Raw genomic sequence first — 19,350 nt, 5'->3', positions numbered from 1 at the left:
AAGATAAAGAACCCCCCTTGGTAAGGGGGGAAATAAATACAGAACCCCCCTTACCAAGGGGGGCTGGGGGGATCGAACCTCTGTACGAAATGGCTGCGGAATTCGGACTACCTCAGTGGGTGTTTGGGATGTCTACCTATGCTGTTGTTTCGGAATACAAAATTATTTGCACCTACACTCAGCAAGGAAAGTGGTATTTAGCAACTCTCGATTTAGTCACAAAGCAGTTGAGCAAAATTGACACACCTTACAGTGATATTTCTTCACTAAAAGCGCAAAGTGAAAAAGTAGTTTTTATCGCTGGTTCCCCGACGGAATCCTCGGCGATTGTACAACTAGATTTAGGAACAAGTCAACTAGAAGTATTGCGCCTCGCAGGCAATTTAACCCTTGATGCTGGTTATCTTTCTGTACCGGAATCCATCGAATTTCCCACGGAAAATGGTTTGACTGCTTTTGGGTTCTTTTATCCACCAAAAAATCAAGATTTTGCAGCGCCAACAGGTGAAAAACCACCTCTGATTATCAAAAGTCATGGTGGTCCGACGGCGGCTACTTCTAGTAGTATGAATTTAAAGATTCAATACTGGACAAGTCGTGGTTTTGCTGTCTTGGATGTGAATTATGGTGGTAGCACTGGTTATGGTCGAGAATACAGAAACAGGCTACAAGATAGTTGGGGTATTGTGGATGTTGATGACTGTGCTAATGGTGCTCAATATTTAGCACAAAGGGGTTTAGTTGACAGTGCAAAAATGGCGATCGCCGGTGGTAGCGCCGGAGGCTATACTACTCTGTGCGCTCTTACTTTCCGGGATGTTTTCAAGGCTGGAGCGAGCTATTATGGAGTTAGCGATTTGTCAGCTTTGGCAACGGATACCCACAAGTTTGAATCGCGCTATCTGGATGGATTAATCGGACCTTATCCTGAAAGAAAAGATTTGTATTTAGAACGCTCCCCTATTCATGCTGCGGCTAATTTATCTTGTCCTATCATCTTCTTTCAAGGATTGGAAGATAAAGTGGTTCCTCCCAATCAAGCAGAAATGATGGTAGAAATCTTAAAAGCAAAGGGTTTGCCTGTTGCTTACGTTGCTTATGAAGGGGAACAACACGGTTTTCGGCGGGCTGAAAATATCAAAAAAACCCTGGATGGTGAATTATATTTCTATTCACGAGTGTTTAAGTTTGAGTTGGCTGAATCGGTGGCCCAAGTGCTGATTTACAATCTTTAGCTGAAACTCTGTTTGCAGTAAGTACCGTAGCGGCTATAGGGAATGTGATTTAGTTCACAAGTTTGGGTGTTTATTATCACAAGTTTTTGATGTTTGCTGTCACATATCTTTAGACAATCAGATAGCGAAAATAGTAGGGTGCGATCGCCTTCTCTGAACACAGAAAGCCTCGATCGCTCGTCGAGTTCAGATTCAATAGCTATGGAAACTCCTGTCCATCTTATTCCATGTGCTTTGGGCGAGTTGTTTGCCGATGTCAATCATCATAGGTATATTACCATAGCCGATCGCTACGGTTTGATGGCTGCTATTTTTGACGAAACTTTGACAGAGGAAGAAAAACGCTCGATCGATCGCCTATTGCGCGCCGTGTACCGAGGTAAAATAAAATTAGTTAATCAACTGTCTATGGTGAACGGATTTTAGATTTTGATTTGAGATTAAATAATTCAAGAAATCGAAAATTTAGCCCTCGGATCGATCCGAGGGCTATAGTTTATTGACACTTACTCGTCTTGGGTAAAGTAGCGATCGAGAAAATTCAAAGCATAGTTACGGAGATCGTAATACTCCTTCGTTTCCCGCAACTCTTGGCGATCGCGCGGATGAGCAAAAGGTACTGACAAAATCTCTCCAATAGTTGCCGCCGGGCCATTTGTCATCAACACAATGCGATCGGACATATAGATAGCCTCATCCACATCATGAGTAATCATCATGACAGCTTGTCTCTGATTTTCCCAGATATCTAATACCTGTTTTTGCAACTTGCCGCGAGTCAAAGCATCCAAAGCCCCAAAGGGTTCATCCATTAATAACATCTTAGGGCGAATTGCCAGAGCGCGGGCAATTCCTACTCGCTGTTTCATCCCTCCTGAAATTTCCTCTGGATATTTGTCCGCTGCCGCTGTCAAGTTGACCATTGCTAGGTGTTCGTTGACAAGACTAATCTTATCCGGGCGACTAAGATTTTGCAATACTTCATCAACTGCTAGCCGAATATTCTCTCGCACTGTCAGCCAAGGTAGCAATCCATAGTGCTGAAACACCATCATGCGATCGGCTCCAGGTTTGCGAATTTCTTTACCTTCTAGCCGCACCATTCCCCCACTTTGTTTTTCTAAACCAGCCACTATTTTCAGCAGCGTTGATTTCCCACACCCGGAGTGACCTATAATCGAAATAAATTCATTTTCTCCAATATTTAAGTTGATATTTTCCAGGACGCTAAATTCGGTACCGTCAGCACTTTTGTAGGACTTGAACAAATTGTCTATTTGCAGAAATAGGCCCTCGCTATTGACTGAGTTCTGAGTAGTCGTAGAAGTAGAAGTGTATTGACTCACGGTATTCTCCTAAAAAGTAGTAAAGTGTTAATTGAATTTGCGTGTACTTGCCTAAATCCTAAAATATTGCAGTCGGTTTCAACCGACTGTCTTCTATCAGCCAGGGACTTAAGTCCCTGGCGGGATGGTATAACCAGCGAAAAATCTCAAAATTTAAGACATGAAAAAAGATTGAGGACGGTTAGCTCTAATTTCAAAACTATTGAGATAACCAACCGGATCGCTAGGATCAAATCTTTTTTGATCGATAAACAAATCCCCTGGTTCCACCTTATAATCTTCCACTGGACAATTGATTCCCATTTCAGCCACAATCTTGCGGTAAAGATCGGTTCTCCAAGCTTTTTTGGCTAACTCCTCAGCATTTTTGGGAACCTCTTTAATATGTCCCCAGCGAGCAGATTGAGTCATCAACCAAATACTCTGAGATTGCCAGAGAAATGTGGAATGATTGCCTAATATTTGAGGTAAGTTGGCGGGGATATCAAAGAAAATAGTTGTATCCTCCGATCGCACTGTACGGTCTTTTTCATCAAACCCACCGTAGTTGTAGTCTCCCACAATTCCCGGTCGCGTAAATTTATCGATCGGTCCTTTTTTCGGTTTGGCCCCGGTAAACGATCGCTCTGTCAACAGCAGTGCTATTTCGTCGCGATTTTCTGGCCTGCTGCAATACTGGCAAGCTTCCACCATTGCCTTCACGAGTGAGTAATAAGTCTTCGGATTTTCGTCAATGAACGATTGCATTACTCCCAAAACGCGATCGGGATGGCCTTGCCAAACTTCCTTCCCTTGTGCGAAGGTAAAACCCACACCCAAATTACCTTGAATTGCCCGCGTATTCCAAGGTTCAGCCACCATGTAAGCTTGCATTTCTCCCATCCTCATATTAGTAACCATTTGAGGTGGTGGAACAATAATTACCCGGAATTCTTTGAATGGATCGACACCAGCAGCGGCGGATATATAGCGAACAAAGTATTCGTAAATAGCAGAACTGAGTACAACTGCCCAAACTTTTTTTTCGGCCGGTTGACTATCAAAAAAAGCGCGTAATTGTTTACCAAATTCATCAATATTGCCGTTGTATTCGTGCCAGGGGCGCAAGCCAAAATCCCACATCGCTTTATTCATCGTCATCGCGTTGCCGTGGCGATGAATTGTCATTGCTGCACACAGGGGTGCGTGGCGCGCTCCTTCGGCACCGATGCGGGCGTTGGTGACAGCACCGGATACGACAGGAGAAGCGTCGAGACGCCCGAAAATTATGCCGTCACGGGATGTCGCCCAGCTTGCTTCGCGGTTGAGTTTGACGTTTAAACCGTATTTGCGGAAAAAGCCTTTCTTCCAGGCGATCGCAAATGGTGCACAATCATTAACTGGCACATATCCTATCGTTAAATTCGGTTTTTCTAAGCTTTGGGAATTGACAATCGGTGTGACAGCTAAAGCCTCTTCAGTAAGTCCTTTTGCCGATCGATCCGCGTTAATTCCACACCCAGATAAAGTCATTCCCACCGCCGCCGAGCCCATTCGTTGCAAAAACTCTCGCCGGTTCCAATCCTGAAAAAAACGATCGCTCATATTTAATTCTCAATTTGCGACTAATTGCTATTAGATATTTAGTCAATTTCTGGAAACCTTCTGCCTGAATTTCCCCCCTTGGGGGGGGCAGGGGGGGGTTCTTCTTCCTTCTGCCTGAATTTCCCCCCTTGGGGGGGGCAGGGGGGGGTTCTTCTTCCTTCTTCCTTCTACTAACTATTCACCGATCTATGTGTCACCAATTCTTGAATTTTGCCAACAGCCCAGTCCAGCAGCAACCCAGTCAAACCAATGACGAACACTGCTAAAAATACCGAACTTAGATTTAAACGACTCCATTCATCCCACACAAAAAAGCCAATTCCCACGCCACCAGTCAGCATTTCTACCGCTACAATCACCAACCAAGCAATCCCCAAACTAATCCGCAAACCTGTAAAAATATAAGGCAAACTTGCAGGCAAAATTATTTTGGTAATCCGTCGCCATTGTGGCATTTCTAACACTCGCGCCACATCCAGATAATCTTTGGAAACGCTAGAAACTCCCAGGGCTGTGTTAATAATTGTCGGCCACAAAGACGTGATGAAGATGACAAAAATCGCCGAGGGGTCTGCTAGATTAAAAATCGATAGGGCGATGGGCAACCAAGCTAGTGGCGATACTGGTTTGAAGATTTGAATCAGCGGATTCAGCGCCATCATGGCTGGTTTCGACATCCCGATCAGAAATCCTACTGGAATCGCTACCAATGCACCCAGTGTAAATCCCAGTAATACCCGTCGCAAACTTGCTATCAACAACCAGCCAATCCCTAAATCTCCAGGGCCACGCTGGTAAAATGGATGCAATATATAATCTAAATTAGCGATAAACGCCTGGTAGGGAGTGGGAATCAAATCGCTTTTCAAGCTGGCAACAATCCACCACAGGATCAGAATACCTAAAAAACCTGCACCAGGCAACAACACAGTATCCCGGATCATCATTGGTTTTGCCCGCTTCCAAGCTGCAACTCCTGCAACTGCGATCGCCGATAAGTTAAGTTGAATAAACATTACAAATTTCCTCAGAGTCAGGGGAAGGTACAAGAAATCTTGAACAATACCAACCGGAGACACCGATGAGGCAAAACTATCTCGTTAAAGAAAGTTGACTCTTCAGTCTCTACTCAATGCCTGCGAAGTTAGCTGACGGGCTAGGACTGAGAGATGTCCTTCTCCTGGGGAATTAAAAATCAAAAATTACCATCTTAATTTTGAATTTTTGTTCTGAATTCTGTAGAGATTCGCCCCGAAAATTGGTTCCTCCGCTCCAGTGACACGACTTTGTGCGATCGTGTAACACTCGATTAGGCTTGACTTGTTAATTTCATCTTTATAATTATAAGCCTAATGCTAGAGGTTTGTCAATACGTCTTGAGAAATAGATATTTGTCACCAGCCCTGCTCAAATCAGGGAAAACTCCTAAAATTTAATTAAGTAAGACCAAATAAAAAAACATCATACCCACATACCCGCAGCGCTTTCATAAGTTTCGACTCCCTATCCCTTAGCGAACTTACTTCTTTAAATCAGAAACCGAATAGTTACATAGATAGCAGCCGTTACCAATTGCAGTAACATCACAGGAATTCCATAACGCAGAAAAGTTTGAAAAGAAATCCGCCTGCCATGCAATTCAGAAATTCCTGCTGCGACTATATTAGAAGAAGCTCCTACCAAAGTGCCATTTCCTCCCAAAGTTGCCCCGTACATCATCGCATAAAACAGCGGTAAAACTTCCAGAGGAAACTGCCCTGCAAAATCCGGGGCTAGCACTTCCACAGGGGCTAACCCGACGTTAACAACATACTGTTTGAGCAAGGGAACCATCGCCACTACTAGCGGAATGTTCGGCACCACGCTCGACATTAAACCCACAAAAAATAACAAAGCTAGGGAACCCAAAAAAATATTCTTACCCAAAATAACTGCTAGAATTCCCGATATACTGTTAATCACTCCGGTTTTTTCTAAACCCCCAATCAGTACAAAAATAGACATAAAAAATAGCAGGGTACTCCAATCTAAATCCCGCAATATATTATTCACGGAATCTATTTTAGATTGATGAGCTAATAGCATGGACAAGGCCGCCCCCAACAAAGCAATGGCTGCTGGTGAAATTGGCACCGGTAGCGACTCTCCCACTACAAAAAATACCAGCACGAAAGCTATAATTAAACCGCCGACTGCTAAAATTCGTGGGTGATTAATTTTGGGATGTGGCAAGTCTGCCAAATCGTCTAATTCTTTGTGCCAAATTTCGGGGAACAACCACGGCAGAATTATGACTATTACTCCTACTGCAAGTGCGCCGCCCAAACTTAATTTCACCAGGTAATCGGCAAAGCTCATATTAATCGCATCACCGACAATAAATGTCGCCGGATCTCCCACGATTGTCAGCAGTCCCGAACTGTTAGCTACAAATACCATTAAAATTAGTAATGGTACAAAATCTACACCCACTTCTTGTGCCATGGGCGGAATTAATGGTGCTAGCAGCATGACTGTGGTAGCATTGGGCAAAACTGCACAAATCGGGGTAGTAATGGCCACAATCCCCAGCAACAGATTTTTGCCTTTTCCTTTCGCCAACATCACCATTTGAGTTGCCAAATATTCAAATACTTTGGTAGGTTCAAAAGACCTGACCATTACCATGACTCCGAAGAATAATCCCAAGGTTCCATGACTGCGACCAATATATTCGATCGCATCATTTAAAGTCATAACGTGGGTAAAAACCAGGATCAGTGCTCCCAAAAAAGCTGCAACTGTTAGGTGTATCCACTCGGTCATTACTAACAAAATTACACCGATGAAAGTTGCCGTGGCGATCGCAGCTTGCAGGTTTTCCATTTAGTCTCCTGACAAAATTCTAAATTTTTAATTTAACATGATTATCGCGACAAACTAATTTACTACATTACCGTAATTTTGTCAATGGCTTTAAGAGGTATTTTGTAGTGATAAATACTCTGAATCAGCTCGTTGACAGAAATAACAGATCCCAAAAATCACCAAAAAACTACTTCTTTTGGCAGGGTAGCGATCGCCAAAAATTTGATATCTCCATCGGGCGATCGCTCGACTACAATAAGACAATAGCAATATCTGTCAGACTCCACCCCCCCCCCGCAGACATCATGGATTACAGCCAACTGCTCACCGACAAAACCGACACTATTCTCCAAAACTGGATTGAAGCAGTTAGCCAGGATCGGAAAATAGAAAGTGCTGACACATTACCGCGCTCAGCCATTAAAAATCATATTCCTCACCTGCTGGCGGCGATGGCAACAGTGCTTTCCCAATATCAAAACAGCGAAATTGGCATCATCATCACAGCCAGTTTTGATCACGGCTTGCTGCGAGCAGAACAAGGCTACGATCCAGCAGAAGTAGCGCGGGAATACCATTTACTTCGTCAAGTCATATTCTCCCATATCGAAGCAGAATTACTAGCAGGAACCAGCGCAGAAGTAGTCAGAGCTTTTCGACTCATAGACTCCGTAGTAGACGAAGCAATTGCCCAGTGTTTTAACAGTTATGTTACTCAGCGCTTGAACGAACTCCAACAAATCCAAACTCAGTTAACACTCACCAATCAAGAACTGAATCGCCTAGTCAGCACTCACCAAGAAAATCTCTCCTATTTAGCCCACGAACTCAAAACACCACTCAACTCAATCATCGGTTATTCTGAATTGTTTTTGCGTCAAGGAAAAAAGCAACCAGAAATCAAAGATACTCTCCCAGGCATCGAACATATAGAGCGAGTATTACGTAACGGTAGACAACTATTACGCCTAATTAACGATGCCCTAGAACTTTCCCGTGCCGATGCCGGAAAAATCCAACTTCAATTGAGACCAACTAATGTAAAATCTCTCATTAATACAGTAGTAGAAATAATGCAGCCCATGGCTGACGCTAAGGGATTAAACCTCTCAATCACTAGCGACAGCGCTCCCAAACAAGTAATCGCCGACTCCCAGCGACTGCAACAAATTATCACCAATCTGCTGAGCAATGCTATTCGCTACACAACCACTGGTAGCATCAAATTAGATTGTCGTCAAGTCGGAACCGAAAATTGGACAATAGCCATTACAGACACCGGCATTGGCATCTCCCCCACCGATAAAAATCGCATTTTTGACCCTTTCTTTCAAGCAGGAGAAGCTAGCCAAAAACAATTTTCACCAGACAGCACAGGCTTGGGATTAGCCATAGTATCGCGACTGGTAAAACTATTGCAAGGCAACATAGATTTAATATCAGAAATTGGAGTAGGCTCGACTTTCACAGTCATTTTACCGCTGGAAGTTAAAACTTTACACAAAGTGCTTTAAGAGTTAATATATGATAAGTATATCAAAGCATCTTTAACAAAAGATTATTTCCATGTCCGCCCTCTACGCAACCCCTACCGTGACAGCCTTTCCCCTAACAGCCGTTGTCGGCCAAGAAGCAATTAAATTAGCCCTGCTTTTAGCAGCAGTCGATCCCGGACTGGGAGGAGTTGCGATCGCAGGTCGTCGCGGTACCGCAAAATCAGTAATGGCCCGCGCCCTGCATTCTCTCCTACCACCCATTGAAATTGTCAAAGACTCTTTCTGCAACGCCTCTCCAGAAGAACCCCTGGTAGAAGAGCTATCAGGCTTGTCATCAGAAAATCACGGGCAAGATATCTTAGCAGAAAATCATCAGCAAGAGACCCAGACCACAAATACTAATCTCAACACCGCAATTATTCCCACACCCTTCATCCAAATTCCCTTGGGTGTCACCGAAGACAGACTCTTAGGTTCAGTCGATGTCGAACAATCAGTAAAATTCGGCGAAACAGTATTTCAACCAGGACTGCTAGCCCAAGCCAATCGAGGCGTACTTTATGTAGACGAAATCAACCTCCTCGACGACAACATTTCCAACCAATTACTCACAGTATTAACAGAAGGAAGAAATCAAATAGAACGAGAAGGCATCAGCTTTCAACATCCATGTAAACCCCTATTTATTGCCACCTATAACCCCGAAGAAGGCCCACTCAGGGAACATTTACTAGACAGAATCGCCATCGCCCTTTCCGCCGATGCCGTACTTCAACTAGAAGAAAGAGTCCAAGCCGTAGACCAAGCTCTATCCTACTCCAGCTCACCCCAACAATTTCTCAACCAATATGCAGAAGACACCGACAACCTCAAAACCCAAATCATCCTAGCCAGAGAATGGCTCAAAGATGTCACCATCAAACGCGAACAAATTAGCTACCTAGTAGAAGAAGCCATCCGTGGCGCAGTACAAGGACACCGCGCCGAAATATTCGCAGTTCGAGTCGCCAAAGCCTGCGCCGCTATCGAAGGACGCACAGAAGTTAACGCCGAAGATTTGCGTCGCGCCGTCGAATTAGTCATCGTACCCCGCGCCACCGTCATCCAAACACCCCCAGACGAAAACAATCCTCCTCCTCCTCCTCCCCCGCCACCACCACCCCAAAACGAACAAGAACAAGAAGAGGAAGAAGAAGAAGAAGACGAAGACAAGGAAGAAGAACCCCCCGAAGAACAAGAAGAAACGAACATTCCCGAAGAATTTCTATTCGACCCCGAAGGAGTTATTCTCGACCCCAGCGTCCTTTTCTTCGCCCAAAATGCCAGCCGCCAAGGCAAATCGGGAAGCCGTAGCATCATTTTTTCCGAAGATAGAGGCCGTTACATCAAGCCAGTATTGCCCAAAGGTCCCGTCCGTCGCATCGCCGTTGATGCCACCCTCAGAGCCGCCGCACCCTATCAAAAAGCCCGCCGCGAAAGGAATTCTCACCCCCCCCAACCCAGGGCGGGCACAGGGGCACCGCCCCTACAATCGGGGGGGCAAGAGCCAAATCAGGACGAAGGGAAGCGTCGCGTATTTGTCGAACAGGGAGATGTTCGGGCGAAGCGACTGGCTAGAAAAGCTGGGGCTCTAGTAGTATTTGTCGTCGATGCTTCCGGTTCCATGGCTCTCAATCGGATGCAGTCGGCAAAAGGTGCTGTCATGCAGTTACTCACAGAAGCCTACCAAAGCCGCGACCAAGTTGCTCTCATTCCCTTTCGCGGAGAACAAGCAGAAGTGCTGTTACCGCCTACGCGCTCCATCGCCTTAGCCCGCAAGCGTTTGGAAAGGTTGCCCTGTGGTGGCGGTTCCCCCCTGGCTCACGGTTTGACACAAGCCGTGCGGGTGGGAGTCAACGCGCGACAATCGGGAGATATCGGTCAAGTTGCGATTGTCGCCATTACCGACGGGCGCGGGAATATTCCTCTGGCTCGTTCTTTGGGTGAACCCATTTTAGATGGAGAAAAGCCAGATATTAAGGGTGAATTGTTGGAAATTGCTGCTAAAATTCGCGGCCTAGGGATGCAGTTGCTGGTGATAGATACCGAAAGTAAATTTATTTCTACTGGTTTTGCTAAGGAATTAGCCAAGACTTCTGGTGGCAAATACTATCATTTGCCCAAAGCTACCGAACAGGCGATCGCAGCCATGACTAAAAATGCTCTCCGCGACGCGATCGGCTAAAATAAGTAGAGTCGCAGTTATCAGCATTTATCTGCGGTTCCAAACTCTAATTTTTCCATCGGCGCCGACTACGAGTCACCACCAGAGAACCCACCACTAAACCCAGCCCACCTAGCATCGAAGGCTCAGGAATTTTCACCGGCAGAGGTACCGGGCTGGCTGTTCCCCCAGGCGGGTTCGAGCAACTTCTACAGGGGGTTGATTGAACAACCTGAGCCAACAGCAAATTTTGAGGTTCTGCTAGGACGCGGGCCACCCCTGATTGACCTCCGCAGACAACAGTTGCTAAAGCTAATACAATTCCCGCCGTAGGCTTGAAAAAAATTTTAGGAAAAAAGGTAGGCATTAGACATTACCTGTTTGGTATTTCATTGTTAGATTTAGATATTTTCACGATTAATTTTTTGCATACCCTGTCTACACCTTTGAACATCCAAATCGAAGCGCCTTGAAATTTGAGGGTTGAGGTCTTGGGTAAGTCAGGTTTCCCACCCTAGGAGCAAATTTTACACTTCAACTTGGCTGGTGGTGTGAGACAGTCTCGCTCCCAAGGTGGCAGGGATAAAGAATATACTCATATTTTACAAATCATAAACCATCGCTCCCATCCGGTACATAATATGCTCCTAGTCTTTATCAAATCTTTAAACTTTGAGAGGTTTTGCAAACTCATTGTTACAAATGTCAAAATAATAGATAGCCATTTTGTACTAAAAGTAGGTCAAACCTCGTGAGCAACACCAGCAATTTCCGCGAAGCCCTGCGCGAGGCCAAAAACCACGCGCTGGTAGGCCCCAACGTCATCGCCAACGCCCTCCCCTTTGTCGGCGGTGGCCTAGTCTTAACTGCCATCGGCACCTATGGCGGCCTGGGAGTCATCCATAACTATCCCGGAATCTTCTTTCCCACATTCATCGCTGCGATCGTCCTAGAATTAATTCTATTCTTTGTCGCTCGTGGTGCCGCCGAACAAGGCAACAAAAACACCGCCTTACCTCTCCTGGCCACCTACAGCCTGCTTTCCGGCTACACCCTCAGCGGATTGGTATTTACAGCCCTCAGAACCCAAGGCGTGGGCATCGCCGGCATCGGTTTTGCAGCCCTCGGCTGTGGCATTACCTTCATCGCCGCCCGCCAAATCGGCTCTAACTTATCCGAAACAGACGGCATGGCCCTCACCAAAACTATCAGTTTGGGCGTCATTGCTTTGTTAGTCGTCGTTGGCGGTCAATTTCTGCTATCTCTATTCGGTGTCTACACCCCAACTTGGTTGGAAATTGGCATTTCCGGCATCGGTGTATTTCTGTTCGTCGGCGCTGCCATTGTAGACTTTTACATTCTGCCCCGCAGCTACCGCGATGACCAGTATTTGCCGGCTGCTTTGTCGATGTATCTTACTTACATCAACTTGTTTATCTTTATTCTGCGACTGCTGATTGCCATTAACAGCCGGGATTAATTGAAATAGTACATTAAAAACCGCAGCTTGATTTTTACAAGCCGCGGTTTTTAATTTTTATTAAGCTGGGGAACTAAGATAGCGAGCGTCCCGTCTCTTTTCAGAATTAATAAAAAATCAATCGGAAAAAACTCATGTACTTAAAGTATGAAGATATCAGAAGAGTCAGCGTAGAGATTACCTCCCGATGCAATGCCGCTTGTCCCCAATGTCCCCGCACTGACAACCGGATTTTACCGATGGCGGAATTAAAGATGGAGGATATTGAGAGAATTTTCCCCAAAGAGTTTTGCTCTCAATTAGATTTGGTATATATGTGCGGCAATTACGGCGATGCTATGACTAGCAATACTACAATTGGGGCGATCGAATATTGGCACCGCATGGGCGTTCCTCATGTCGGTCTGTACACCAATGGTAGCGGACGCAACCCCGACTGGTGGCAATCTCTAGCAAAGGCGATGACAGGAGAACACGACAGCGTAACTTTTAGTATCGATGGCTTGGCAGATACTAACAGCATTTACCGCAAAAATACCAACTGGGATAAGATAATGCAGTCGGTTAATGCCTTCATTCAAGCTGGTGGAAAAGCGGTCTGGCACTACTTAATTTTTGAACACAATCAACATCAAGTAGAATCCGCTCGTGCTTTAGCTGAAGAATTAGGATTTGCCGAGTTTGTACCGAAAGCTACCTCTCGTTTTGTGGCGCAAGAACTGTTTGGCAAACAGTCGGAAACTCAACACGATCAGCAGGCAGAAAACTCTGAAGTAGATGCTAATAATTATCACCAAAATACATCAGCAACAACTAAGGTGTCAGCCCCTCAAAATCAAGCACAGACGGCTGTTGAGTTGCACCAACAAGCGGAGGACTGTTTGAGACAAGGACAGCTCTCAGAGGCGATCGCAGCTAGCCAACAAGCCCTAAAAATTCAGCCTAATTTTGCAGCAGCTTACAAAACTTTAGGCAACGCTGTTCAAGGTTTGGGGCGGATGCAAGCAGCAGCAGACTGTTATTCTAAAGCGCTGCAAATTCAGCCTAATTTTCCCGAAGTTTATGCCAACGTCGGCAGTCTTTATGCTCAACAGCAACAGTGGCAGCCAGCTAGTGCTTATTACCAAAAGGCGATCGAGCTTCAACCAAATTTTGCAGGAGCTTATCGCAATTTAGCTAAAGTCTTGACGCAGTTGGGACAACCAGAAAAAGCAAATTATGCTTGGTATCAAGCTATAGCTATCGAAACCTCTCAAGCACCAGCACCAACTCAGCCTGTCCCATCAAAGCCAGCCAGCGAAGAACTCCAACCCCCATCCCTAGAGCAATATCAAAATCCACAGGGAGCCGAATTTCTGAAAGTTGTAGAAACCTACGGAGGCCTAAACAATTACTACCGCAATGTAGAAATTAGCTGTCAAACTCAAGCCAGTAAAGATATTTTCATCAGCTTTGAAGCCGAACTTTGGCCTTGCTGTTGGGTGAGCCATACTAAATACGCTGTTTACAACCATACTTACAGGCCGCAGATGTTGGCTTTACTTGAAAAGTACGGAGAGGGCTTTAATTCTCTCAAAACTCAATCTGTTAAAGATGCGTTAGAAAGTGATTGGTTTCGCCAAGATCTCACAGCTAGTTTTTCCTGTTCTAAAAGGTTGGATGTCTGCGCTCACGAATGCGGTAAAACTTTCAATTCCACGGGTTCGCAGTATATTTAAGAAGGAAGTTAGGCAAAGGATTTTGTAACGAATATAACGGAGGTGAACCAGAAGGAAACGCCGGACTCAATTGGTTGATTGTTAAACATTTTGTTGAAATATCCCAATTTCAGCTATAATAAAGAAAAGACTCCAAAACCACGAGGACTAAAAGTGGAAATTCTAGACATTAAACACGGTATTCAAACATTGTGCGATCGCCTGGGTAAAACTCAGGACTATCTTTGACATCCCCGCACTATCCGCCAAAATCCAAGATTTAGAGCAAGTTGCGGCTCAACCAGCTTTTTGGGACGACCAAAACCAAGCCCAAGAAACCCTCCAAGAACTGAACGACTTTAAATCTCATTTAGACCAATACCACGGCTGGCAAACGAGTTTAGAAGATGCTAGAGCTATCTTAGAATTGCTAGAGTTAGAAGCAGATGAATCTTTATTTCAAGAAGCAACATCGAGTCTTTCTCAGTTAACCCGCGACCTCGATTCCTGGGAACTCCAACAATTGCTATCGGGCCCTTATGACCAAAGTGGAGCCGTTTTGACAATTAATGCCGGTGCCGGTGGTACTGATGCTCAAGATTGGACAGAAATGCTGATGCGGATGTACACGCGCTGGGGTGAAAGTCAAGGTTACAAGGTACATTTAACCGAAATTTCTGAGGGAGAGGAAGCGGGTGTTAAATCTGTTACTTTGGAAATTGATGGTCGGTATGCTTACGGTTATTTGCGATCGGAAAAAGGCACTCATCGCTTAGTCAGAATTTCTCCTTTCAACGCTAACGATAAGCGTCAAACCAGTTTTGCCGGTGTCGAAGTGATGCCAATCCTCGATCGCAATGTCAAGCTGGACATCCCAGAAAAGGACTTGGAAATCACCACTTCTCGCGCAGGCGGCAAGGGCGGGCAAAATGTTAACAAGGTAGAAACCGCAGTCCGCATTGTTCACATTCCCACTGGTTTGGCCGTGCGCTGTACCGAAGAACGCAGTCAGTTACAAAACAAAGAAAAAGCTTTGACATTGCTCAAGTCTAGGCTATTAGTGATTGCGAAGGAACAGCGGGCTTCGGAAATTGCCGAAATTAGGGGCGACATGGTGGAGGCGGCTTGGGGCCAACAAATTCGCAATTACGTCTTTCATCCCTATCAAATGGTCAAGGATGTGCGGACTGGAGTGGAAACAACTGCCATCCTAGATGTGATGAATGGGGAATTAGACCCATTTATTCAAGCTTACCTCCGCCAGGAAAATCAGTTGGTCGAGAATTAAGCCCCAAAGAAATTAACTGAAGAGAAAGATTTGCGATCGCAGCGGATTTAGTGTACTATTGCAGTTTTGGGCGATCGCGCTGCCAGAAATCTTGATACCATGAAATTTGATCTAACAAACACTAAGGAGAAAGAATGACCCAAGTTGTAATCGGCGAAAACGAAGGGATTGAGTCAGCCCTGCGACGGTTCAAGCGACAAGTTTCCAAAGCAGGGATTTTCCCCGACATGAGAAAGCACCGCCACTTTGAAACCCCGTTGGAAAAGCAAAAGCGCAAAGCAATTGCCAGAAGAACTAAGAGACGCTTCCACCGCAACAACAAGCCCTAGAATTAGTGGTCTATTGATTTGGCAGATACAACTCCTTGGGCTTCTAATACCGCAGCGACTCGGAGAATCACCGCTTCGCTGTAGGGAACACCAATAATTTGTACCCCCAAAGGCAAAGCGCCGGGCCGCTGTACGGGCACGCAAAGTACAGGTAAGCCAATAAATGATAAGGGTTGGGTAAACAGTCCGAGATTGGGACGCACTAAGATTTCTTGTCCGGCGATTACCATTTTCTCGACGCCAATTAAAGGCGCAGCAATCGGGGTTGCGGGTGCGAGAATAATATCTGTTTGTTGGAAGATTTCCCGCATTCGATCGCGATACCACTGTCTGAATCTCTGCGCTTGCAAGTACCAAGTCGCCGGGATCAGAGTTCCTGCCAAAAAACGATCGCGCGTCGCCGGATCGAAGTCTTGAGGGCGCGATCGCAAATTGTCGAGATGCAAGGAAGCCCCTTCGCAGGCCGTAATAATAAATGCAGCAGCCCGCGCGCGATCGGATTCCGGTATGCTGACAGTTCCAAGCCCCCCAATTTTCGGGGGGTTTGTTGTTGCTTTTTCTGCCTCAATACCACAATTTGAGATATTTGTCAATGCTTGGGCAACTATTTCTACTGCATCCAATGCTTCCGGTTCGGCCCCTGTCGCGAAATAGCCACCAGCAACTGCAATTCGCAATCCTTCGATGCCTTGATTTAACTGCGGCGAACAAAGTTCTGGCGGGCGTCGAGTGCTAATCGAGTCATCAGCATCAGGCCCTTGCATAATATCGTACAGCAGCGCCATGTCTCGGACCGATCGCCCAAACGGCCCTACGCAATCCAAACTGCTCGAAAACAAACAAGTTCCAGCCCTTGATAAACGGCCATAAGTAGGCTTAAACCCAAAAACACCGCACAAAGCAGCCGGTACGCGGATGGAACCGTTAGTATCCGAGCCCAAAGTTATCGGTACTAAACCCGCAGCCACCGCCGCAGCCGAACCCCCACTCGAACCGCCGGCGATTCGCGCAGTATCGTGGGGATTCCGAGTTGCGCCGTAGTGGCTGTTTTCGGTGACAAAACCGTAGGCGTACTCATCCATGTTGAGAGTACCTACAAGCACCGCACCCGCTTGTCTGAGTCGAGCAACCGCCGCCGCATCGCGGGTTGCCTTCGGGTTATCAGCATTGATTTTTGAGCCTGCGAGGGTCGTAATTCCGCCGATGTCGAAGAGGTTTTTGACGGCGAAGGGAACACCTGCTAGCGGGCCTGGATTTTCGTGATTTGCGATCGCGCGATCGACTTGTTCAGCATCGGCGATCGCACTTTCAGCCATAACATTAGTAAAACAGTTAAAAGCTCGATCGGCAACAGCAATCCGTTCCAAAGCAGAATTTACAGCCACTGTAGCCGTAATCTTACCGCTTTTAACCGCCGCTGCCGTAGCAACCGCATCAGCTTTATCTAAAAAAACATCTGCATTCATCTGCGCTTAAAAATTTAAGGTTCAAACACCGGTGCTGCTTCTATTTCTGGGGGTAAAGGGAATTCTGTAACGAGTTGGGCGATCGCAGCTATCCTCTCGAAGTTTACCACAACACCGGGCCGATGTTCTGGGTGTAAGGGTAAGTTTATCAGTTCCGCAGTGCGATCGACATATTCTTCTATATTAATCATAGTCCATCCCAAAAAAACATCAGCGTTCATCCGCGTACATCTGCCCTCATCTGCGGTTTAAAATCTAAGATTCAGAGATAAGTGCGATCGATTATTGTATTGTAAGGGCGATCGGGCGATCAGTTATTTTCGAGCAGTTTTTTGTATTCCTCGGATTGTCTGATATCATCTAAAAGTGATATAGGTTCATTTGGTCGATCGGGACAGAACTCTATACATATATCAATAACAGGTTTATTATACTTTAATAATCCGTCATTTTCAAAATAGCCATCTACGACTCTTCCCTGCACTCTCACTGTTCCTTCCTGCCATCCTCCAAAACCTACTTTAAGAAGTTTACAATTTACTGCGTCACCTTTCCATTGAATTTCACTGCTGCTAAAACGTACTGAATCGACCGAAATACTACTTACATCTGATTTTATAACTTGACACAAATGGTTTTTTCCCAGGAAATCACAGTTAACATTAACTAAAAACTTTCTCTCAAAATCTCGACTAATTTGCTCTTTAAATCTACTTACTGTAAATGTATTATTGTTGTCGAACAACAAAACATCATCATCGCGGTCTAGTATCTCATAGTTCTTATTGGATTTAAGTTTATCGTTCATTTTATTTCACAAATTTATGCTGCTTTATATTTGATACCATTTGAAGCTATCTGAGTCAAGCTGGCCAACAAAATCAATTGACTATCGCACTTTGCCAACTCAAACACTAACAGTTTCCCGCAATTTCTCAACAGCCACATCCAGCGGAGGCAAATCAAAATCCTCAGCATCCATCAATTCCTTAACCTTATCAAAAATCTCAACCTCCGCCTCTTCCTGATCCGTCAGCTTATCATAAAAATAAGGGTCAGTAAACCACTGTTCAAACGCTATCATTAACAAGCCATTGGGCGACAGTTCAAACCGCCAATACTTGGAAACCCTGCTGTCAACCACTTCAAACATCGGTGCCGGATTATGGATAGGATAATAGCTGTAATTATCATTGCAGATGTAGTACCAAATAGTCCCTTTCCATTCTCGGATAGCATAAACAACATATTCCTTGCCTATAGTTAGTGGCAACTCAACTTTTCTAGTATAACCGCGTGGCGGATCTATATATTTTTCAGGAAGAGATTCACCAGTCTTAGCAATACAACGAATTTTCATAACTTGATTACCTACAGATTTTTAGGTGCTGTTTTAGGATACTGCCGCTTGAACTTAAACTCCACCTCTTGAAGAGTCTGACTATTCCGAAACCAATGGACTTGTACGGAAGCTCCATTAATTTCAAAAGCCTCAATGCTTGTCATTTTATCCCAATCTTCAGAATTCCCGCCATAAAGAGCAATAAGTCTCCGTACATCTCCCAATAATCTATCTGTACCGCAATGAATTACTATACAATTGCCAGCCTTAGCATCTTGCAGGAGCAGTTGCTCTAGCAAATTTCTCGGATTCTCATCGGGAATAGCACCTTGATTCATAGTTTAACAGTTCAAATATTGTTTGTCAAAAATAATAAAAACTAATTTTAGCAGGTTCAGTTTCCGCCAGCAACTTTCCCCGCGAAATCACATACCGAACCAGAGCGCATCTCCTAATTGCATCATATAAGATAAATTAGATAATTTCAAATTCCAGATTGTGATTCTTCACAAAATCAAAACTAAAATGATCGACTACATTCGTATCGCTCAATTCAAGATTATAAAAATCTACAAAGTCTGCATCAAAATAAGGCCCAGCGTGCCAAGTACCCACATCTAACTTAATAAAACAATTGCCAGGAATCCGAAAAGCAACAATATCCTCTAAACTCGGTTTATCGCTATCCCCAGGAGGTGCAACCGCCATCAACCAATCCTTCCCATCCAAAGAACCCAAACACTGAGTACATTCAACGTGTCGCGTAATTTTGCCAAACTTGCGACATTTACCTTGCAACCGCATAATGTAAAATCTAGGAATGCCATTGTCCAAATTTAACTGAGCATCCTCAACATCAAAACACTTACCATCAAAACTCGCAAAAATAACTTGACCATAACTCCGAAAATTCTCCGGTGTCACCCATTGCGCCAATAACCGCTTAGTCGAAATTGATTCACTCATAAATCCCTACAGAAATTACGCATCTTCCCTTCATCTTCTTCCTCTCTTCCTTAGCGCTCTTCGCGTCTTCG

General features: G+C 45.0%; 19 protein-coding genes and 1 riboswitch. Of the genes, 8 read left to right on the top strand and 11 right to left on the bottom strand.

From position 1 onward, the window contains the following. Together AAFP11_RS21550 and AAFP11_RS21545 are read left to right on the top strand one after the other, a co-directional pair. On the top strand, positions 1–1,235 hold a 1,235-nt coding region (locus tag AAFP11_RS21550), incomplete at its 5' end, for a S9 family peptidase (protein WP_341738912.1). A gap of 201 nt (positions 1,236–1,436) precedes the next feature. Further along, positions 1,437–1,661 (top strand): hypothetical protein, encoded by a 225-nt coding sequence (locus AAFP11_RS21545; RefSeq protein WP_341738915.1) that lies wholly within the window; start codon positions 1,437–1,439, stop codon positions 1,659–1,661. An 80-nt stretch (positions 1,662–1,741) separates the two neighbouring features. Here AAFP11_RS21545 and AAFP11_RS21540 read toward each other — a convergent pair whose 3' ends face one another. The 4 genes from AAFP11_RS21540 to AAFP11_RS21525 form a co-directional block, all read right to left on the bottom strand. Then, positions 1,742–2,581, bottom strand: a complete 840-nt coding sequence (locus AAFP11_RS21540; protein WP_341738911.1) for a nitrate ABC transporter ATP-binding protein — start codon at positions 2,579–2,581, stop codon at positions 1,742–1,744. Positions 2,582–2,734: 153 nt separating this feature from the next. Beyond that, positions 2,735–4,165: an ABC transporter substrate-binding protein gene (locus AAFP11_RS21535; protein ID WP_341738910.1), complete on the bottom strand. Its 1,431-nt coding sequence runs from the start codon at positions 4,163–4,165 to the stop codon at positions 2,735–2,737. Between the two features lie 170 nt (positions 4,166–4,335). After that, positions 4,336–5,181, bottom strand: coding sequence for a nitrate ABC transporter permease (ntrB, locus tag AAFP11_RS21530; RefSeq protein ID WP_341738909.1), 846 nt, complete (start codon positions 5,179–5,181; stop codon positions 4,336–4,338). Positions 5,182–5,283: 102 nt separating this feature from the next. Next, positions 5,284–5,491, bottom strand: a riboswitch (cyclic di-AMP (ydaO/yuaA leader). Positions 5,492–5,692: 201 nt separating this feature from the next. Continuing rightward, positions 5,693–7,030, bottom strand: a complete 1,338-nt coding sequence (locus AAFP11_RS21525; RefSeq protein WP_341738908.1) for an ArsB/NhaD family transporter — start codon at positions 7,028–7,030, stop codon at positions 5,693–5,695. 107 nt (positions 7,031–7,137) lie between these two features. On the opposite strand from AAFP11_RS21525, the gene AAFP11_RS21520 reads away from it, so the two are divergent. Further along, positions 7,138–8,526, top strand: coding sequence for a HAMP domain-containing sensor histidine kinase (locus tag AAFP11_RS21520; RefSeq protein ID WP_341738907.1), 1,389 nt, complete (start codon positions 7,138–7,140; stop codon positions 8,524–8,526). A gap of 52 nt (positions 8,527–8,578) precedes the next feature. Continuing rightward, positions 8,579–10,732, top strand: coding sequence for a VWA domain-containing protein (locus AAFP11_RS21515; protein ID WP_341738906.1), 2,154 nt, complete (start codon positions 8,579–8,581; stop codon positions 10,730–10,732). Between the two features lie 46 nt (positions 10,733–10,778). Here AAFP11_RS21515 and AAFP11_RS21510 read toward each other — a convergent pair whose 3' ends face one another. Next, entirely contained in the window at positions 10,779–11,078 is a 300-nt protein-coding gene (locus AAFP11_RS21510; protein WP_341738905.1) for a PEP-CTERM sorting domain-containing protein, read from the bottom strand. Positions 11,079–11,462: 384 nt separating this feature from the next. On the opposite strand from AAFP11_RS21510, the gene AAFP11_RS21505 reads away from it, so the two are divergent. The 4 genes from AAFP11_RS21505 (at position 11,463) to rpsU (ending at position 15,505) form a co-directional block, all read left to right on the top strand. After that, on the top strand, positions 11,463–12,191 hold the full coding sequence (locus tag AAFP11_RS21505; protein WP_341738904.1) for a Bax inhibitor-1 family protein: 729 nt from the start codon (positions 11,463–11,465) through the stop codon (positions 12,189–12,191). Positions 12,192–12,325: 134 nt separating this feature from the next. Continuing rightward, positions 12,326–13,909, top strand: coding sequence for a tetratricopeptide repeat protein (locus AAFP11_RS21500; protein WP_341738903.1), 1,584 nt, complete (start codon positions 12,326–12,328; stop codon positions 13,907–13,909). Positions 13,910–14,062: 153 nt separating this feature from the next. Next, a protein-coding gene (gene prfB, locus AAFP11_RS21495; protein ID WP_341738902.1) for a peptide chain release factor 2 occupies positions 14,063–15,176 on the top strand; the annotation gives its coding sequence in 2 pieces (ribosomal slippage) (positions 14,063–14,134 and positions 14,136–15,176; 1,113 coding nt in all). Between the two features lie 134 nt (positions 15,177–15,310). Beyond that, complete coding sequence (gene rpsU, locus AAFP11_RS21490; protein ID WP_006632476.1) at positions 15,311–15,505, top strand: 30S ribosomal protein S21; 195 nt, start codon at positions 15,311–15,313, stop codon at positions 15,503–15,505. Between the two features lie 2 nt (positions 15,506–15,507). Here rpsU and AAFP11_RS21485 read toward each other — a convergent pair whose 3' ends face one another. The 6 genes from AAFP11_RS21485 to AAFP11_RS21460 all read right to left on the bottom strand — a co-directional run bounded on the left by AAFP11_RS21485 (position 15,508) and on the right by AAFP11_RS21460 (position 19,279). After that, complete coding sequence (locus tag AAFP11_RS21485; RefSeq protein WP_341738901.1) at positions 15,508–16,971, bottom strand: amidase; 1,464 nt, start codon at positions 16,969–16,971, stop codon at positions 15,508–15,510. 14 nt (positions 16,972–16,985) lie between these two features. Next, positions 16,986–17,162, bottom strand: coding sequence for a DUF4089 domain-containing protein (locus AAFP11_RS21480; protein WP_341738914.1), 177 nt, complete (start codon positions 17,160–17,162; stop codon positions 16,986–16,988). A 119-nt stretch (positions 17,163–17,281) separates the two neighbouring features. Then, a complete protein-coding gene (locus AAFP11_RS21475) occupies positions 17,282–17,779 on the bottom strand; it encodes a KGK domain-containing protein (protein ID WP_341738900.1) in 498 nt (165 codons plus the stop codon). Between the two features lie 99 nt (positions 17,780–17,878). Continuing rightward, entirely contained in the window at positions 17,879–18,331 is a 453-nt protein-coding gene (locus AAFP11_RS21470; RefSeq protein WP_341738899.1) for a hypothetical protein, read from the bottom strand. Between the two features lie 11 nt (positions 18,332–18,342). Beyond that, positions 18,343–18,651, bottom strand: a complete 309-nt coding sequence (locus tag AAFP11_RS21465; protein ID WP_096830078.1) for a hypothetical protein — start codon at positions 18,649–18,651, stop codon at positions 18,343–18,345. A 136-nt stretch (positions 18,652–18,787) separates the two neighbouring features. Further along, a complete protein-coding gene (locus AAFP11_RS21460; protein ID WP_341738898.1) occupies positions 18,788–19,279 on the bottom strand; it encodes an ureidoglycolate lyase in 492 nt (163 codons plus the stop codon). Positions 19,280–19,350 lie beyond the last annotated feature (71 nt).

Origin of the sequence: Microcoleus sp. CAWBG640 (assembly GCF_020883015.1) — a bacterium.
Lineage (GTDB): Bacteria > Cyanobacteriota > Cyanobacteriia > Cyanobacteriales > Microcoleaceae > Microcoleus > Microcoleus anatoxicus.
The sequence above is the reverse complement of the archived record's forward strand: the minus strand, read 5'-3'. Positions and strand labels throughout refer to the sequence as shown.

Coding starts and splice junctions, on each gene's coding strand:
- rpsU (WP_006632476.1), top strand. CDS start 15,311: ATGACCCAAGTTGTAATCGGCGAAAACGAAGGGATTGAGTCAGCCCTG.
- AAFP11_RS21460 (WP_341738898.1), bottom strand. CDS start 19,279: ATGAGTGAATCAATTTCGACTAAGCGGTTATTGGCGCAATGGGTGACA.
- AAFP11_RS21500 (WP_341738903.1), top strand. CDS start 12,326: ATGTACTTAAAGTATGAAGATATCAGAAGAGTCAGCGTAGAGATTACC.
- AAFP11_RS21535 (WP_341738910.1), bottom strand. CDS start 4,165: ATGAGCGATCGTTTTTTTCAGGATTGGAACCGGCGAGAGTTTTTGCAA.
- AAFP11_RS21485 (WP_341738901.1), bottom strand. CDS start 16,971: ATGAATGCAGATGTTTTTTTAGATAAAGCTGATGCGGTTGCTACGGCA.
- AAFP11_RS21525 (WP_341738908.1), bottom strand. CDS start 7,030: ATGGAAAACCTGCAAGCTGCGATCGCCACGGCAACTTTCATCGGTGTA.
- AAFP11_RS21475 (WP_341738900.1), bottom strand. CDS start 17,779: ATGAACGATAAACTTAAATCCAATAAGAACTATGAGATACTAGACCGC.
- AAFP11_RS21470 (WP_341738899.1), bottom strand. CDS start 18,331: ATGAAAATTCGTTGTATTGCTAAGACTGGTGAATCTCTTCCTGAAAAA.
- AAFP11_RS21480 (WP_341738914.1), bottom strand. CDS start 17,162: ATGATTAATATAGAAGAATATGTCGATCGCACTGCGGAACTGATAAAC.
- AAFP11_RS21510 (WP_341738905.1), bottom strand. CDS start 11,078: ATGCCTACCTTTTTTCCTAAAATTTTTTTCAAGCCTACGGCGGGAATT.
- AAFP11_RS21545 (WP_341738915.1), top strand. CDS start 1,437: ATGGAAACTCCTGTCCATCTTATTCCATGTGCTTTGGGCGAGTTGTTT.
- ntrB (WP_341738909.1), bottom strand. CDS start 5,181: ATGTTTATTCAACTTAACTTATCGGCGATCGCAGTTGCAGGAGTTGCA.
- AAFP11_RS21515 (WP_341738906.1), top strand. CDS start 8,579: ATGTCCGCCCTCTACGCAACCCCTACCGTGACAGCCTTTCCCCTAACA.
- AAFP11_RS21465 (WP_096830078.1), bottom strand. CDS start 18,651: ATGAATCAAGGTGCTATTCCCGATGAGAATCCGAGAAATTTGCTAGAG.